General features: G+C 71.7%; 14 protein-coding genes. 8 read left to right on the top strand and 6 right to left on the bottom strand.

All coding sequences use genetic code 11. The annotated features are described in order from the left end of the window. Window positions 1-99: 99 nt before the first annotated feature. Complete coding sequence (locus GTY96_RS07010) at window positions 100-1,947, bottom strand: OPT/YSL family transporter (RefSeq protein ID WP_161664245.1); 1,848 nt, start codon at window positions 1,945-1,947, stop codon at window positions 100-102. Between the two features lie 136 nt (window positions 1,948-2,083). On the opposite strand from GTY96_RS07010, the gene GTY96_RS07005 reads away from it, so the two are divergent. Further along, the gene (locus GTY96_RS07005; RefSeq protein WP_161664244.1) at window positions 2,084-3,679 is read left to right on the top strand and encodes an MBL fold metallo-hydrolase; all 1,596 of its coding nucleotides are present in this window, start codon (window positions 2,084-2,086) and stop codon (window positions 3,677-3,679) included. Here GTY96_RS07005 and GTY96_RS07000 read toward each other — a convergent pair. Next, complete coding sequence (locus tag GTY96_RS07000) at window positions 3,631-4,662, bottom strand: hypothetical protein (protein WP_161664243.1); 1,032 nt, start codon at window positions 4,660-4,662, stop codon at window positions 3,631-3,633. The genes GTY96_RS07005 and GTY96_RS07000 overlap by 49 nt on opposite strands. A gap of 190 nt (window positions 4,663-4,852) precedes the next feature. Here GTY96_RS07000 and GTY96_RS06995 point away from each other — a divergent pair, with 190 nt between their 5' ends. Then, the gene (locus GTY96_RS06995) at window positions 4,853-5,671 is read left to right on the top strand and encodes a methylase (RefSeq protein WP_143899322.1); all 819 of its coding nucleotides are present in this window, start codon (window positions 4,853-4,855) and stop codon (window positions 5,669-5,671) included. Window positions 5,672-5,973: 302 nt separating this feature from the next. Beyond that, window positions 5,974-7,293 carry a carboxylate--amine ligase gene (locus GTY96_RS06990; protein ID WP_186001811.1) on the top strand — a complete coding sequence of 440 codons (1,320 nt, stop codon included), beginning with the start codon at window positions 5,974-5,976 and terminating at the stop codon, window positions 7,291-7,293. Here the strand turns inward: GTY96_RS06990 and GTY96_RS06985 are convergent, their stop codons facing one another. The 3 genes from GTY96_RS06985 to GTY96_RS06975 all read right to left on the bottom strand — a co-directional run bounded on the left by GTY96_RS06985 (window position 7,294) and on the right by GTY96_RS06975 (window position 10,020). Beyond that, the gene (locus GTY96_RS06985; RefSeq protein WP_161664242.1) at window positions 7,294-8,745 is read right to left on the bottom strand and encodes a type III PLP-dependent enzyme domain-containing protein; all 1,452 of its coding nucleotides are present in this window, start codon (window positions 8,743-8,745) and stop codon (window positions 7,294-7,296) included. Window positions 8,746-8,759: 14 nt separating this feature from the next. Then, on the bottom strand, window positions 8,760-9,620 hold the full coding sequence (locus GTY96_RS06980) for a glycosyltransferase family 2 protein (protein WP_143899320.1): 861 nt from the start codon (window positions 9,618-9,620) through the stop codon (window positions 8,760-8,762). A 229-nt stretch (window positions 9,621-9,849) separates the two neighbouring features. Further along, window positions 9,850-10,020, bottom strand: a complete 171-nt coding sequence (locus tag GTY96_RS06975) for a hypothetical protein (RefSeq protein WP_161664241.1) — start codon at window positions 10,018-10,020, stop codon at window positions 9,850-9,852. 176 nt (window positions 10,021-10,196) lie between these two features. Here GTY96_RS06975 and GTY96_RS06970 point away from each other — a divergent pair, with 176 nt between their 5' ends. Continuing rightward, window positions 10,197-10,967, top strand: a complete 771-nt coding sequence (locus tag GTY96_RS06970; RefSeq protein ID WP_161664240.1) for an arginyltransferase — start codon at window positions 10,197-10,199, stop codon at window positions 10,965-10,967. A 31-nt stretch (window positions 10,968-10,998) separates the two neighbouring features. Here the strand turns inward: GTY96_RS06970 and GTY96_RS06965 are convergent, their stop codons facing one another. Continuing rightward, window positions 10,999-11,898 carry an alpha/beta hydrolase gene (locus tag GTY96_RS06965; RefSeq protein WP_328700790.1) on the bottom strand — a complete coding sequence of 300 codons (900 nt, stop codon included), beginning with the start codon at window positions 11,896-11,898 and terminating at the stop codon, window positions 10,999-11,001. A gap of 136 nt (window positions 11,899-12,034) precedes the next feature. Between GTY96_RS06965 and GTY96_RS06960 the strand changes: the two genes are divergently transcribed. The 4 genes from GTY96_RS06960 (at window position 12,035) to GTY96_RS06945 (ending at window position 16,970) form a co-directional block, all read left to right on the top strand. Beyond that, a complete protein-coding gene (locus tag GTY96_RS06960; RefSeq protein ID WP_161664239.1) occupies window positions 12,035-12,844 on the top strand; it encodes a glycosyltransferase family 2 protein in 810 nt (269 codons plus the stop codon). Then, window positions 12,844-14,010, top strand: a complete 1,167-nt coding sequence (locus GTY96_RS06955; RefSeq protein ID WP_161664238.1) for a GNAT family N-acetyltransferase — start codon at window positions 12,844-12,846, stop codon at window positions 14,008-14,010. The genes GTY96_RS06960 and GTY96_RS06955 overlap by 1 nt, the downstream gene beginning before the upstream one ends. Window positions 14,011-14,063: 53 nt before the next feature. Continuing rightward, window positions 14,064-15,200 (top strand): glycosyltransferase, encoded by a 1,137-nt coding sequence (locus tag GTY96_RS06950; RefSeq protein WP_143899316.1) that lies wholly within the window; start codon window positions 14,064-14,066, stop codon window positions 15,198-15,200. An 87-nt stretch (window positions 15,201-15,287) separates the two neighbouring features. Further along, on the top strand, window positions 15,288-16,970 hold the full coding sequence (locus GTY96_RS06945; RefSeq protein ID WP_143899315.1) for a glutamine--tRNA ligase/YqeY domain fusion protein: 1,683 nt from the start codon (window positions 15,288-15,290) through the stop codon (window positions 16,968-16,970).

Here is a 16,970-nt window from a genome sequence, read left to right as displayed (position 1 = left end):
TGGTGGTGGTGGTCGCGGTGGTGGCGATGACGAGGTTCACGCGACAACAAGTGCTCCCGTAAGCACGGAAAGTCAAGCCGTGCTCCGGGGCAGGGGGGCTCAGCCCAGCAGCGCCATGAGGCCGTACAGGCCCACGAACAGGTAGAAGAGCGACTCGCCGGCGATGAGGCCGCCGCCCACCAGCGACATGGTGCTCATGTCCTCCGGCAGGACCGTCTCGCCAGGGGCGGGCGGACGCTGGAGGCGCTTGGAGACGGTGTTGAAGGCGGACGTGAGGATGCCGCCCGCGCCGAACCAGATCGTCGCCGGCAGCGCGATGAAGCCGCCGAACGCGTACGCGTAGGGGCTGGCCAGCACCACCGAGTCCATCACCCAGCCCACGCCGAACCCCGCCTTCGAGCCCTGCACGAAGCGCAGGTACGCCGGGTGGCGGCGGACGACCTTGCGGAGGATCTCCAGGGAGAGCCCGATGGCGAGGCCGATGAGCAGCGCCTTCACCTTGTAGTCCGACAGCGCGCCCAGGTCGCGGATGGCGCCCACGAACTTGTACGTCATCGCGGAGCTCCACTGGCCCACGTGGGTGTCCGGGTGATCCAGCTGGTTGACGGACAGCACCGGGTAGGCGCCCATGAACACGCGCGCCAGCGTCACGCACAGCACCGCGCCCATGCCGATGCCCAGCACCTGGTAGCGGAACTGCACCACGCGGTTGGTGCCCAGGCGCCACCCGGTGGAGCGGTCCTGCTGCATGTCGCAGCCCACCGACGTGGAGATGAGCAGGATGGAGGACGCCATCAGGCCCACCAGCGGATCCTTCAGCCCCAGCAGCGACATCAGCAGCACCGACATCACGAAGGCGCTGGAGATGGGGTTGTTGTCGCTGATGCCGTAGGCGATGCCGTTGATGAGGACGAAGAGCAGCGACAGCGCGAGCCCGAAGAGGATGAAGCCCGGGGGCTGGTGCAGCACCTGCGTGGCCACCACGACGACGGCCGCGCCCCAGCCCACCACCCAGGCGATGAGCCGGGGCACGTTGACCTTCTTCCACGCCGGCTCGTCGTCCACTGGCGCCTGCGCGCGGCCCCGGATGCGCGCCACCGCCTGCACCGCCAGCAGCGACAGGTCCACCAGCGCCGCGCCGCAGATCATCGCGAGCGAGATGAGGAAGCCGATCTTCCGGTACGGATCATTGGGCCCCAGCCACCCGATGTCGCGCAGGTACGGGGTGAGCGCGAAGCCGACGAGGCCCATGCCCATGGCGGGCACGGTGATGCGGCTGCCCACCACCATGCCCGCGCCCACCGTGGAGCTGCTCACGCTGAGCGCGGCGACCGCGGCCACCTTCTCCGTGAGCCACGCGGCCAGGATGCCCAGGCCGGTGCCGCCGCCCAGCTTCGCGATGGAGGCCTTGAGCAGGCGCTTGTCCGTGAGCGCGCGCAGGATGTTGGCCACCGCGTAGCCGGACGGGTAGTCCAGCTGGAGCTTGTCCACGAGCAGCGGCGTGTAGAGCATGCCCACGCCCACGCCGAACATGCCCACGCACCCGACGAAGAGCATCAGCTGCCACGCGGGAGGCTGGGGCATGCCCAGCCACACCATGGCCTGGATGAGCACGGACATGGCGCACAGCGAGGCCACCGACGCGGCCATCGTCTGCATGTAGTTGGCGCCGTGCTTGCCCTCCGCGCCGTAGCCGTAGGTGACGACGCTGCCGAGGATGCCGGAGAGCACCTGGCTGGCGACGAAGAAGCCCAGGCTGAAGTTCATGTACGACGCGGCCACGCCTCCCAGCGGGCCCAGGATGAAGATGGCCACCGTGGCGAGCAGCAGGTGGTACTTCCAGGTGTCCACCGCGGGCAGGAAGCGGAAGCGCGGCGTGACGGCGTCGGGCACGGAGGACAGGGGGGCGGAGGGCTCCGGGGGGAGCGGCGCGGCGGGGTGGGCCATGGGTGCGGACGAGGGTACCGGCCCCGCCGGGAGCCGACAACTCGGGTCGTCCCATCGCCGAGCGCGAGCGGCCCGGCGGCCGGTCGCCCGTGGAGTCCCCTTGCGAAGGCCGGTGCTCCGTGCGACGTCGCACCGCATGCGACTCACCCTGCACCGCGGCGTCAGCCTGGCCGTCCTCGCCTCCGCCCGCACGGAGGCCGACCATCACGAGGACCTGGGATGCAGCATCCAGGGGCCCACCGCGCGTCCGGTGCGCCGCGCGCAACTGCCGCTGAAGCGCCACATCGCCGCGCTCGGGCGGGAGGGCGCGCTGCGCGAGGCCCAGGCGCTGATCCGCTGGCTGGAGCAGACGCCCCGCTACGCCGCGCTCTGCCAGGGCACGAAGCGGCGCATGGGGCGGCGCGTGCTGCGCGAGGACGTCCTCTTCCCGGATCCGCTGCGCCACCGTCCGCGCGTCCTGCACCTGCGCCAGGAGTCGCTGGGCCTGGATGTGCCGGTGCGCGCGAAGGACTGGCCGGCGGTGGCGGACCTGTTCGCCGCGCTCGCCCGGGGCGCCACGCGCGAGGAGCTCCGGGTCCTGGCCTCCGCGCCGGTGGTGGGCGAGCTGCTCGGCGACCTGTCGCAGGCCGGATGGCTCACGCGTCACGCGGGGCCGGTGCGGGTGCCCGCGCCGGGCGCCCTCTTCGTGGGACACAACACGGTGCTGGTCTCGGGCAGGGAGGGGCGCGTGCTGGTGGATCCCTACTTCCGTCCCGCGGGCGACGTGGACCTGCCCGGCTACGCGCCGTTGCAGGCAGGGGACCTGGGGCGGGTGGACGCGGTGGTCATCACCCACTCACACGGGGACCACTTCCACCTGGGCTCTTTGCTGCCCCTGCCGCGCGACACCCGCATCTTCGTGCCGGCGGTGGCGCGAGAGAGCCTCTTCTCCACGGACTGCGCGCTGCGGCTGGCCCAACTGGGGTTCTCGCGCGTGGAGGCCCTGCGCTGGGGCGAGCAGCGGCAGGTGGGCGACGTGACGGTGCACGCGCTGCCGTTCCACGGCGAGCAGCCCACGGACGGCGAGGGGCCCCACCCGGACCTCTTCAACGAGGGCAACACGTGGCTGGTGCGCTCGCCGGACTTCTCCGCGGCCTTCTTCGCGGACGCCGGCCATGACGTGCGAGGGGACATGGACGCGGTGTGCCGCCGGGTGCGCAAGCAGCAGGGCCCGGTGGACGTGCTCTTCTGCGGCGTGCGCGGCTTCCGGCTGCCGCCCATCTTCTTCGGCTTCACGACGTTGGATGCGTTCCTCGTCAACGTGCCCCGCGACGCCCTCACCACGCCGCAGCGGCTGATGGCGGGACCGGAGGAGGCGCTGCGCTACGGACAGCTGCTGGGCGCTCGCTATGTCGTGCCCTGCGCGGATGGCGGCGCCCCCTGGTACTGGCGCGAGGGCATGGGCCCCCGCTACGCCGGCTATCCGGGCGAGCCCGTCGCGGGCGCCAGCGCCATGGATGAGAATCCGGACGCGGATCCGTATCCGGAGCGGCTGGCCCAGGTGCGCGAGGAGCGGGGCGAAGGACCGGAGGCGCTCCTGCTGCGCCCCGGCGAGGCGCTGCGCTGGCGCGGGAAGCGGAAGCCGGAGGTGTCCCGCACGCCGGGCTTCGAGTGGCCCTTCGGCGACTGGCGCGAGCCCGCGCTTCAGCCGCCTCGCAGCACGTCGCGCGCGCGCCAGAGGGCGGCCAGGTAGAGCGAGCCCAGGGCGGCGAGGCAGGCGAGGCCCACGTTCACGTTCCAGTGGATGACGCGGCTCACGTTCCAGCCGTAGAGGTCCACCAGGGTGCTCGGGTCGCTCAGGCCCACGCCCTCGATGCGGCCGAAGGGGATGCGGTCCGCGTCGGTGCGTGCCCCCCACCACTGCTCGAAGCCGTCCATGAACGCCGCCGCGCCGATGACGACGAAGCCCCAGCGCAGCGCCTGCTGGCGCAGGTAGTGGCGCTCGGGCACGTAGAACGTCGCCATCAGCAGCGTGCCCAGCACCATCAGGCCCGCGTCTCCGCCAAAGAAGGTGAGGGCCTTGGCCTGGGCGTGGGTGAGCCCGAACGTGCACACCGCCTGGAACCCGAGCAGCACCCCGCCCACGCCCACCCAGCTCCAGTGGCGGCGCTTCCAACCCCGCCACGCCAGCGCGCAGGACAGGGCCGCCATCACGAGGATCATGAAGACCGACCGGTCCTCGGACATGTGCGTCACCCAGAGCGTGGGCGTGGCGCTGAAGCCGCAGAACCACGCCGTGACGGCGTGCCCCAGCTCGTGCACCGGCATCGTGAGGAAGATGCGCAGCAACGCGTGGAAGCCAGGCGAACGGACCGCGAGGAGGGCGACGACGAGCGCCGCGGGCAGGACGCCCACTCGCAGCCACGCCTCGAACCGCGCTTCGGCGCCGTCGCGGTCGTCGAAGGGGAGCTCCGGCGTCGCGGGCGCCGGCATCGCCTCCACGTGGGGCGGCACGAACGAGGGAACCGCGTGGGCCTCCAGCGCCTCGCGCAGCGCGAGCCGTTGGTCCTCCGCCTCGCGCAGGGCCGCGTCGCGGGCCTCGCGGTCGCGGGCCTCGGCCTGCTGGGCGGCCGCGCGTGCCTCCGCGCGCAGGTAGATGACGCCGCAGGCCGGGCACTCGGGCCCGGTGGTTCGGGGCGCGCTACAGCGGGGGCAGCGGGCGGACGGAGCGCTCACGGAAAGCCAGATTCTAGGAGCACCGCGAGCGCGACGAAAATCACCTGAGATGGAGCAGGGGGGCCGTGCTGGGTGAAGGCAGGCGCCTGCTCCCTGGGGCCGGCGGTGAAAGGCCGAGGGTCCCTTGCTCCAGCGTGTCATGCCGCTTCCGGCCTTGACGTTCCAGGCCCCGCTCCCCCATGTCGGAGCGATGGACGCCGACCTGGACATCCGCACGCGGGGACGGACGGCTCCCGGACGCCTGCGCGCGCTGGATGCGTACCTGTGCCACTTCGAGTCCGAGCTCCTCTCCCGGAACGACGACGCCTGGGCCCGGGCCGCCTTCGTGGACGTGGGCTTCGGCGAGCATCCCTGGACCACGCTGGAGAGCGCCGTGGCCTTCCGCGCGCTCAACCCGGGCCTGCCCGTCGTCGGCGTGGAGCTGGACCCCGAGCGCGCCGCCGCGGCCGCGCGCGCCCACGCGGCTCCCCGCACGCACTTCCGCGAGGGCGGCTTCGCGCTGCCCCTGGCCCCGGATGAACCCGCGCGGCTGGTGCGCGCCATGAACCTGCTGCGCCAGGGCCCGCAGGAGCGCATCCCAGAGGCCCACCGCGCGATGGCGCGGGCGCTGCTGCCCGGGGGACTGCTGGTGGAGGGGAGCTCCGACACGGAGGGGGCGGTGCTGGTGGCCCACCTGCTGCGTCGGGTGGCCGGGGACGACGCGCCCGTGCGCGAGGGCCTGCTGTTTCACACCGACTTCTCCCGGGGCTTCGCGCCGCTGCTTCTTCGCGACTGGCTGCCCCGGGACCTGCGCCGCCGCGTCCGCCCCGGCGAGCCGATCCACGCCTTCTTCCAGGCCTGGGATGCGGCATGGAAGGCGGCGCGCGCCGCCGGCCATTCCGCGCCACCGGAGGCGTTCGCCGAATCCGTCCTCCGGCTGGCGCGCACGACGCCGGGTGTCACGCCCGACGCCTGGCTGCTGCCCCGGGGCGGCCTGTGCTGGCGGCCTCCCGGGGGGATCGCCCCCTGAAGTCAGCCCCGCCCCTGGGCGCGCAATCGTCTGGGGAGACCGTCGCAAGCGCAGCGGGAAAAGGTATCCTGCCGGGAATTGGGTTTCCGGTGGGGTCCCGACCCTCCGGACTCAGACGGCTCGACATGAACAGGCACCTTCTGACGCTTCTCGCCGCGGGGCTGATGGCCAGCACCTCGGTCGCCGGCCCGTCCACCCCTGATCTCGGGGGAGGCCGCCTCGCGCAGCGCCCCGACCGCCATTCCCGTCGTCCTTCCGCGCGGCCCCGCCGCGAGGCCGACCCCGCGAACCTGGAGCATGAGATGGAAGAGGCCGCTTACTCCGATGAGGCCCCCGCGGCCGTCATCGCGGCCCGTCCCCCCGCGTTGCTGTTCTCCGCCAACTTCTACGGCACCCTGGCCGCGGCGCGGTGTCTGGGCCGTCATGGGGTGGACGTGACGGTGGCGGACACCGGCCGCTTGGGGCCCGCGAGCTACTCACGCTTCGTCAGTCGCCGGGTGCAGTGTCCGCCGGAGTCGCAGCCGGAGGCCTTCCTCCAGTGGCTGGTGGACTTCGGCCTGCGCGAACCCGTCAAGCACGTGCTCTACCCGACGAGCGACGAGCTGGCGTGGCTCATCTCCGCGCACCGCTCCAAGCTGGAGGACCTCTTCCACCTCTACGACCCGGGCGTGGACGCGGTGTACGGCCTGCTCAACAAGCGCCGCCTCTACGAGGTGGGCACGGAGGTGGGGCTGCACCTGCCGCGCACCTGGTTCCCCCAGTCCGAGGAGGACCTGGAGCAGGTGCGCCGCGAGGCGAACTTCCCGGTGCTGCTCAAGCCCACGACGCAGATCCTCCACGCCACCCACCGCAAGGGCCAGCCGGTGGCGTCCCCGGACGACCTGGCGCGCGAGTACCGCGAGTTCGCGCGAGACACCTACGCGCCCATGCTCGTGAAGTTCGACCCCGCCGTGGTGAACCCCATGGTGCAGGAGTTCCACCCGGAGGCCGCGGAGGGCATCTACAGCCTCTCCGGCTTCGTGGACGAATCCGGTGAGCTGTTCGAAGCCCGCGCCGCGATGAAGGTCCTCCAGCGTCCGCGCCGCCTGGGCGTGGGCGTCTGCTTCGAGTCCGCGCCGCTGCGCCCGGACCTCGTCGCGGGCCTCACCCGGCTGTGCAAGCGGCTGGGCTACCACGGCGTCTTCGAGGTGGAGTTCATCCAGACGAAGGACTCCTACCTCCTGATCGACTTCAACCCGCGCTTCTACGGGCAGATGGGCTTCGACATCGCGCGGGGGCTGCCCCTGCCGCTGCTCGCGTACCACGCCGCCACGGGGGACCGGGACGCGCTCACCCGCGCCGTGGAGGACGCGCGCGAGGCCTGCTCCGCGCATGACGACGCGGTGTTCTGCAACCGCATCGCGCTGGAGATGCTGCTCAACCTCCAGCGGCTGTCCGGCGCGCTGCCGGCGCACGAGGCCCGGCAGTGGCGGGAGTGGTTCAACCTCCACAAGGCGAAGGCGGTGGATCCGCTCATCGACCGGGACGACATGATGCCCGCGGCGGTGGAGCTGGCCACCATCTCCTACGGGGCCGCGCGCCACCCCCGCGCCTTCCTGCGGATGATGGTCCTCAACCGCTAGCTAGCCGGCGGCGGCCGTGCGCGGGGCCGCGGAGCCCGGGTCGTCGAAGGTGATCAGGTCCTCGTGCGTCTCCGCCCGGCGCAGCAGGCGCACCTGCCCGCCCTCCAGGCCCACGATGGCCGGTTGCGGAAAGGAGAAGGAGGTGCCGAAGGGCACGAAGTACGCGCCCGCGTCCATGATGGCCAGCGTGTCACCCACCTTCAGCTCCGGCAGCCGCACCGCGTGGTACAGCGTGTCGGCCGGGGTGCAGATGGGGCCCACCACCGTGTACGCCCGGTGCGCCGGCGCGTCCGGCCGCTCCACGTGGAAGAGCTGGTGGTATTCGTTGCGCACGCACTCCGCGTGGTTGATGCCCATGTCGAGCACCGCCCACATCCGCTCGCCGCCCTCCTTGATCGCGTGCACGCGGCCCAGCAGCAGCTGGGTGTTGCCCGTCATCGCCCGGCCCGGCTCCAGGAAGATGCGCGGCCGCTTGCGGCCCTGCTTCGCGTAGTGCGACTCCACCTGGGCCACCACCTTGGCCACGTACCGCTCGATGGAGAGCGCCGCCGCGAAGTCCGGCGCGGGCAGGTCGCGCTGGAAGGTGAGGTTGAGCCGCCAGTCCCGCTGCTCGATGTGCTCCACCGTCGGCGTGCAGAGGCTGCCGCCCAGGTCCAGCACCTCCAGGTCCAGCCCCAGCTCCCGGTGCAGCTCGTCCGCGAAGTCCAGCACGGAGGCGACGAAGGCCTCCAGCTCCGCCTCCGTGCGGATGAGCTCACCCCGGTGCGCGTGCAGGCCCACGACGTCCAGCGTCCCCGCCGCCAGCGCCTGGCGGTACGCCGCGAGCGCCTGTCCTCCCGCGATGGGCGTGCCGAACTGCGACGTCCAGCCGGAGGCGGTCGTCACGCGCACCGCGACGCGGGGGCGCTTGCCCAGCTCCGCCGCGTGGCGCGCGAACACGTCCAGCTCCTCGCGGTGGTTGGCCGCCAGCAGGCCGATGCCCCGGGTGATGGACTCGCGGATGGACGCGTCCGACTTCACCGGGCCGTTGTAGACGATGCGCTCCGGCGCCACGCCCAGCTTGAGCGCGAGCCACAGCTCGTAGGCGGAGATCACCTCCGCGCCCACGCCCCGCGCGTGCAGCGCGGACAGCACGCCCGGCACGGGGTTCGTCTTGTACGAGTAGTACACCTCGCAGCCGCCGGCCGCCCCCGGGGGCACCGCCTGGAACGCGTCCGCGTTGCGGTGCAGCGCGGCCAGGTGCACCACGTGCAGCGGCGAGCCGTGCTCCCGCGCCAGCTTCGACAGCGACACGCCCTCCAGGAACAGCCCCTGGCCGGCGCGCGACTCCAGCTCCCACGTCCCCGGGGGGAGGGAGGCGCGCGCGGGGGCCATCGCGCGTTGCACCACGGGCCCCAGGGTCTGCTTCAGCTGCCGCTTGGCGGTTCCAACGAGACGACGGCGCAGGCTCACGGGGTGGGGCCCTTTCAGGAAGCGTCAGGCAGCTTGAGGGGGAGGAAGCGCGTCAGGCCGAAGCGGCCCTTCAGCGCGCGCGTGGCCAGCTGGAGCAGGCGGTACTCCAGCTCACCGTGTTCGCGCCGGTACTTGTTGTGGATGATGGCGTTGGACTCCGCCACGGACTTCTCCACCTTCTCGCCCTTCTTGCCCAGGTCGTGCATCAGCGACGGCTTGCCCACGCGGTAGTTGAGGATGGGCCGGTTGACGTAGACGTGGCCGTAGCGGCGGATGCCGCGCAGGTAGAAGTCCACGTCCTCGTAGACGGGGATGTTCGGATCGAACCCGCCCAGCGGCTGGAAGTACTCGCGGCGCACCATGCACGCGGAGTTCACGTACAGCGTGCCCAGGAACAGGATGTGCGCCACCGTCCAGGCGCTGTTGGGCGTGGTGGCCCCCACCTTCGCGACCCGCTCGAAGTAGGTGCTCTTGTCCTCCAGCCACTCGGGGTCCTCGCTGAAGGGCACCACCCAGCCCACCGCCACGCCCGCGTCCGGCCGCGCGTCCAGCGCCGTGACCATCGACTTGAGCGCGCCCTCCGCCAGCAGGTCGTCGTCGTCCAGGAAGTGCAGGTAGCGGCCCCGGGCCAGCGTGGCGCCGTGGTTGCGCACCAGCGCGGGCCGGCCCTTCGACGGCACCTCCTGCTTGAAGTAGCGCACGCGCGCGTCGCCCATGCCCTGCACCGCGTCGCGCGCCGTGCCCTCGGCCGAGTCGTCCAGGACCAGCACCTCCACCTGGACGCCTTCCTGACGCAGCGCGGAGTGGATGGCCTCCACCACTTCCTTCTCGCGCTTGTACGTCGGCATCACCACCGAGACATCGATTGAGGACATATGCCCCGGACTTATACCGGTGGCGCCCCACGACTGAGAAGCCAGCCCGCGACACCCCGTGTCCGGGGCATTTCGCCACGGGGGCATTCCGCCCCAGGTCCCCCCTGTGTCCGGCTTCACCCGCCCGCTGCTCGAGGAAGCGGACGCGCTCCGTCGACTGCAAGAACGGCACGGTTTACAGGGCAGGCGCGACAGACTTGCCACACCGTGGCCGGCCGCCCGCGGTGCTTCAGAAGCTGGCGATGGCGAAGTCGAACGTGTGGGGTTCCTCCGCCACGTCCCCTGCGGCGGAGCAGGGGGCCGGGCCGTCCTCGTCGAGGAACGCGCCGCTGTAGAGGGGGCCGTCCGCCTCCTCGGGTTCCATCAGCGGCCATCCGGGGTGCAGCTCCTCGCGGGCCATGGGCGTCCATCCCTTCGCGCAAGCGCTACGGCGACGAGCCAGGGCTTGCAGTCGTTGTGCCACCTTCGGATACGAACAGGCCCGGCCATCCGGGTCGGTTTCGACGGAGGGTGGGTCGCCGGACGGGCAGGCATGGCTTGACGCGAAGCCCTGGGGCCGACAGGAAGGGAACACCGATGGCCGTCCTGCTGGCACATGAAATCGAGAACCCGCGTCCGTGCAGCTACCTGCCGGAGCGGGAGGCGTCCCTGGAGACGCTGTTGATGCGCGACGTGACGGCCCAGGAGTACGAGCACCTGCTCGTGCGCGGCTGGAGGCGGTTCGGGCCGCAGTACTTCCGGCCCGCGTGCGCGGCGTGCCAGGAGTGCGTGTCGCTGCGCGTGCCGGTGGCGGGCTTCACGCCCAACCGCAGCCAGCGCCGGGCCCGCGCGGCGTGCGCGCACCTGCGCGTGGAGGTGGGGCCGCCGCGCGTGGACGAGGAGCGCCTGGCCCTGTACCGCGCGTGGCACGCGGAGCGGGAGACGGCGCGCGACTGGGATGCGTCCGAGCTGGGCGCGCGGGAGTACTCGCTCCAGTTCGCCTTCCCGCACCCGTCCGCGCGCGAGGTGGCCTGGTACGACGACAGCGACCCGGCCGGCCCGAAGCTCGTGGGCCTGGGCCTGTGCGACGAGACGCCGCGCGCGTGGAGCGCGGTGTACTTCTTCTACGACCCCGCCTACGCGCGGCTGTCGCTGGGCAAGGCGAGCGTCCTGTTCCAGGTGGAGCTGGCGCGCGAGCGGGGCATCCCATACGTCTACCTGGGCTACCGCGTGCTGGCGTGCGACTCCTTGCGCTACAAGGCCGGCTTCCGTCCTCACGAGCTGCTGGAGGGCCGGCCCGCGCTGGACGCGCCGCCGGAATGGCGTGCCGCGCCCGAAGCACCGCCGGAGCCGTCGGGCGCGTCCTGACACGTCCTGACGCGGTCGGACGCAGGGGCCGTCAGGCGCCGCCGAGCAGCGCCGCGTCGAAGAAGTCGCGCAGGTGGTGCGCGTACGCCTCCGGGGCCTTCTTCGCGTACTCGCCGTGGTGCGCGCCGGGCACCACCCAGTACGACTTGGGTTCGCACGCGGCCTGGAACAGTGCGTCCTGGAGGAACGCGGGCGCGTACGGATCCACGTCGCCGTTGATCAACAGCAGCGGCCGGCCCTTCAAATCACACAGGCGCTTCATGGGGTCCACCGCGTCCACGTCCACGCCGGACAGGCGCAGGGTCCACAGCACCGGCTGCACGCTCAGCGGGCCCCACTTGCCGTAGCTGTAGCGCGTGTCCGCCTCCAGCGACGGGTACGCGCCCGCGGCGGCCACCGCCTTGAGCCGTGGGTCGTCCAGCGCCCCCAGCATCGCGGTGGTGCCGCCCATGGAGAAGCCCAGCACGCCCAGCCGGGAGGGGTCCACGTCGTCGCGGTGCGAGAGGAAATCCACCGCCGCGCGCAGGTCCTCGCGCTCGCGGTCGCCCCAGGTCACCAGGTCGCCCTCGCTCTCGCCGTGGCCGCGCGAGTCGAAGAGCAGCACGCCGTAGCCCGCGCGAGAGAGCACGTCCGCTTCGAAGAGCATCTGCGTGCGGTTCTCCGCGAAGCCGTGCATCACCGCCACCGCCGCGCGGTTGCGCGAAGGCAGGTACCAGCCGCGCAGCGTCAAGCCATCGCGCGTGCGCAGCGCCACGTCCGTGCGCTCCGCGAGCATCCCGGCGTCGAGCGGCCTCAGCGACTGGCGCACGGGGTGCATCACGGCGCGCGCGGTGCGGACGTTGCGCAACGCGATGACGGCCACCACCGCGAGCGCCCCCAGCAGGGCGAACGCGAGAAGCCGGAGGGGAGGGGGACGGATGGGTTTCTTCACGAGGATGGATTGTGAGCCTATACCCAGCGTCCGGTTCCCGGCAGCAGTCCCCCCCGGGTTGTTGATTCACCAAGCAGTGAAGGCCGAGTCCCGCCCCACATGGCGCACCGGGGGTGCCGTGGCTGGAGGTGCTGACATGACGCCCGATGTCTCCGTGGTGGTGCCCACCTTCCGCCGTCCCGCGCTCGTGGTGGAGGCGGTGCGGAGCGCGCTGTCGCAGGACGGCGTGCGCGTGGAGGTCCAGGTGCTGGACGACAGCCCGGAGGGCTCCGCGCGAGAGGCGGTCCTCGCGCTGGGGGACGCGCGCGTGCGGTACGTGAAGCGCGACGTGCCCACCGGCGGCAACCCCGCCACGGTGCGCAACGAGGGCTGGCCCGGCGCCACCGGCCGCTACCTGCACTTCCTGGACGACGACGACCGCGTGGCCCCGGGCGCCTACCAGGCGCTCGCGCGGGCGCTCGACGCGCGCCCGGAGCGGGGCGTGGCCTTCGGACGGGTGGAGCCCTTCGGGGACGACCCCGCGGTGCTGGCCCGGCAGACGGCGTACTTCGAGGACGCGGCGCGCAGGGCCCGCGTCGCGCAGCGGCTGGGGTCGCGGCGCTGGATGGTGGCGAACATGCTGTTCCGGCCCACGGTGCTGGTGAACTCCGCGTGCCTCATCCGCCGGGAGCTGTTGCCCGAGCTGGGCGGCTACGACACGCGGCTGCCGCTGGTGGAGGACGTGGACTTCTACCTGCGCGCCATCCGCCGCGCGGGCGCCGTGTTCCTGGACCGCGCGGTGCTGGAGTACCGGACCGGCGCGCCCTCGCTGATGCACAACGAGCGCGACGCCAGCAAGGCCATGAGCGCCTACCGGCTCATCCACGAACGCTACCGGCGGGAGTGGGGCGCGGTGGAGCACACCGCGCTCAAGCTCGCCACCCGTACCGTCCTGCGGTGGCTCTGATGCGCCTCTTCGTCCAACAGGTGGACACGGTGGAGGGGTTCCACGCGCTGGGCCCGGAGTGGCGGGCGCTGGCGGAGCGGGTGGGGCAGGGGCTGCCCTTCGCCACCTGGGAGTGGAACATCACCTGGTGGCGCCACTTCCAGGAGCAGCGCCACAGCGTGCGCGACCACCTCTTCGTGCTCGCGGTGAGGAGCGCGGACGGGACGCTCCGGGCGGTGGCTCCGCTCATGCGCACGGAGCGCCCGGGGTCCGGCCCCGTGCGCGCGCGCGTGCTCCAGTTCCTGGGCGCGGACCCCAACGTCACGGAGCTGCGCGGGCTCATCTGCGCGCCGGAATGGGAGGCCCCCGCCTACGCGGCCCTCACCCGGCATCTGCGCGCGCACGCGTCCGAATGGGATTGGATCCTCTGGTGCGGCATGGACCTGCAGGGGCCCGCCATGGGGGAGCTGTCCCGCATGGCGCCGCTCACGCCGCTGCGCGAGGTGCCCGCGTATGTGTTGCCGCTGGCCCCGACCTGGGAGGCGTTCAAGGCGGGGCGCTCGCGCAACATCAAGGAGTCGCTGCGCAAGTGCTACAACTCGCTCAAGCGCGACGGGCTGTCCTTCACCTTCCAGGTCGCGCGGACGCCCCAGGAGGTCGCCGGGGCGCTGCCCGACTTCTTCCGCCTGCACCAGGCCCGCGCGGAGGCGGAGGACGCGGGCGTGCGGCACCGCGACGTGTTCGGTTCGGAGCAGGCCCGGGGTTTCCTCACGGACCTCTGCCAGCAGCTCGCGCGCCAGGACGCCGTGCGGGTGTTTCAACTGTGTATTGGCGGCGCCGTGGTTGCCAGCCGAGTCGGCTTTGTCCGCGGTGACACACTTTATCTCTACTATTCCGGTTATCTGCCGCGCTGGGGGGACTACAGCGTGATGACCACCACCGTGGCGGAGGCGCTCCAGTACGCCATCCAGCAGGGGCTGAAGGTGGCGCACCTCTCCTCGGGGAGGGACGTGTCGAAGCTGCGCTGGGGGCCCCAGGAGATCCAGAAACACGACGCCCTGCAACTGTCTCCAGAGTGGCGGGGGCGCGCGGCCTTCGCTACCTATCGCAAGGTGCGTGAGCTATTGAGCAACGAGCAACTCCAGGGATGGGCCCGTCGGACGCTCGCGCGCCGGGCGGGAGAATAAAAATCATTTCTTACCGGGAATCCCAGACATTGGACCTGCAGGCGCGGCGAGACATGACGGCCTCGGTCCCTGAGCGGCGGCGAGTGCTGTTCACGCTCGTCTTCATGGGGACGGGCGGCATCGAGCGCTCGGTGTGCAACGTGCTGGCGGGCCTGGACCGGGAGCGGTTCGAACCCTCGCTGTTCTTCCACCACGGGCCGCCGCCGCCGGACACGCGCGGGCGGATCCCCTCGGACGTGCCCATCTCCTGGGGCGTGGGGGTGGAGGCGTACCGGCGCTGGGAGCTGCCCCGGATGCTCTGGCGGCTGTTCCACGAGGCGCGCAAGGCGGACATCATCGTCTCCGGACAGGAGGGCCGGGCGGCCCTGCTGGCGCGGATGGCGGGGGCCCTGCTGGGCAAGCCGGTGTTGGGGATGGTCCACTTCGATTGGGGGGCCTTCCACCGGGAGCAGCCGCGGCGCCAGCTCTGGGGCTTGAAGGTGCTCTACCCGGGGATGGACCGCATCGTGGCGTGTGGCTACGACTCCGCGAAGGCCTTCGCGGAGCTGGTGAACGTGGACCGGGAGCGGCTGGAGGTCATCCCCAACTTCGTGGACGCGGAGCGGATCCGCGCCGCGTCGGACGCGCCCCTGCCTGCCTGGGCGGAGCCGGTGTTCCAGAAGCCGGTGGTCATCGCGGTGGGACGGCTGGAGCCGCAGAAGTCCTTCGACGTGCTCATCCGCGCGCACGCCCGGATGCGGGCGGCTGGCTCCGACACCCACCTGCTCATCCTGGGGGTGGGGTCGCTGGAGGCGGACCTGAAGGCGCTGGTGGAGGAACTGGGCGTGGGGGCTTCGGTGTTCATGCCTGGGTATGCCGACAACCCGCATGCGCTGATGCGCCGGGCCACGGCCTTCGCCTTGTCGTCCCGCTTCGAGGGGCTGCCCATGGTGCTGTTGGAGGCGCTGGCGCTGGGGTGCCCCATCGTCAGCACGGACTGCCCCTCGGGCCCTGCGGAGGCCCTGGACGGGGGCCGGGCGGGCGTGCTGGTGCCCATGGAGAACGACGGGGCCATGGCGGAGGCCCTGGGCCGGGTGGTGACGGACGGGGACTGGCGGGCGCAGCTGCGCCAGCGGGCCCTGGCGCGGGCGGAGGAGCTCTCCGCCGAGCGGGCCCTCAAGGCCTGGGAGTCGCTGCTGGCGGAGGTCTGAGGCGGTCCGCCCCAGACGGGAGGACAGGCGATGGGGTCAGGAAAACCTTGCCCCCCCTGTCCGGCTTCACGAGGATTCGCACCCATCATGACGACGACGAATGAGACGCAGGGCCTCAACTTCCTCCAGGAAGTCGTTGAGGAAGACCGGCGGACGGGAAAGCACGGCGGACGCGTGCACACCCGCTTCCCGCCCGAGCCCAACGGCTACCTCCACATCGGTCACGCCAAGTCCATCGCGCTGAACTTCGGCCTGGCGCAGCAGTATGGCGGCAAGTGCAACCTGCGCCTCGACGACACCAACCCGCTCACCGAGGACACGGACTACGTGGAGTCCATCCAGCGCGACGTGCGCTGGCTCGGGTTCGACTGGGACGACCGGCGCTTCTTCGCGTCCGACTACTTCGACCGGCTCTACGCCTTCGCGGAGCAGCTCATCTCCCAGGGCCAGGCCTACGTGTGCAGCCTGTCGCCGGAGGAGATCAGCCAGTACCGCGGTGACTTCACCACCCCGGGGCGGGACAGCCCGTACCGCACGCGCACGGTGGAGGAGAACCTGGACCTGTTCCGCCGGATGAAGGCGGGCGAGTTCCCCGACGGCAAGCACACGCTGCGCGCGAAGATCGACATGGCGTCGTCGAACCCCGTGCTGCGCGATCCGCCCATCTACCGCATCCGGCACGCGCACCACCACCGCACGGGCGACACGTGGCGCATCTACCCGCTCTACGACTTCGCGCACTGCCTGTCGGACGCCATCGAAGGCATCACGCATTCGGTGTGCACGCTGGAGTTCGAGAACCGCCGCGTGCTGTACGACTGGATCGTCGACGCGCTCATCAAGGGCGACCGGCCCTACCAGTACGAGTTCGCCCGGCTGAACCTCACGTACACGGTGATGAGCAAGCGCAAGCTGCTCCAGCTGGTGACGGAGCGGCTGGTGTCCGGCTGGGATGATCCGCGCATGCTGACCATCAGCGGCCTGCGCCGCCGGGGCTACACGCCCGCGTCGCTGCGCGACTTCGCCAGGCGCATCGGCGTGAGCAAGTCCGACAGCCTCATCGACATGGGCGTGCTGGAGCTGAGCATCCGGGACGACCTCAACGAGACGGCGCCGCGCGCGATGGCCGTCCTGCGCCCGCTCAAGGTCGTGCTGGAGAACTACCCGGAGGGGCAGACGGAGGAGCTGGAGGTCGCCAACCATCCGCAGAAGCCGGAGCTGGGCACGCGCAAGGTGCCCTTCGGCCGTGAGCTCTACATCGAGGCGGAGGACTTCCAGGAGGTGCCGCAGAAGGGCTTCTTCCGCCTGGCGCCGGGCAAGGAGGTGCGCCTGCGCGCGGCGTACTTCATCAAGTGCGAGCAGGTCATCAAGGACGCGGCGGGCAACATCACGGAGCTGCGCTGCACCTATGACCCCGCGACGCGCGGCGGGGACTCGCCGGATGGCCGCAAGGTGAAGGGCACGCTGCACTGGGTGCCGGGCAACGCGCCCGTCGCGCAGGTGCGGCTGTACGACCGGCTCTTCTCGGTGGAGCAGCCGGACCGCGACAAGGAGAAGGACTTCAAGGCGTTCCTCAACCCGAACAGCCTGGAGGTCGTGGCCGACGCGCGCGTGGAGCCGGGGCTGGCCGCCGCGAACCCGGGGGACCGCTTCCAGTTCGAGCGCCTGGGGTACTTCTGCGCGGACTCGCTGGACTCCAAGCCGGGCGCGCCGGTCTTCAACCGCACGGTGACGCTGAAGGACTCGTGGGTGAAGGAGCAGAAGAAGTAG

Source organism: Corallococcus silvisoli, assembly GCF_009909145.1.
GTDB lineage: Bacteria > Myxococcota > Myxococcia > Myxococcales > Myxococcaceae > Corallococcus > Corallococcus silvisoli.
Note: the sequence above shows the minus strand (reverse complement) of the source record. Positions and strands in the feature narration are given on the sequence as shown.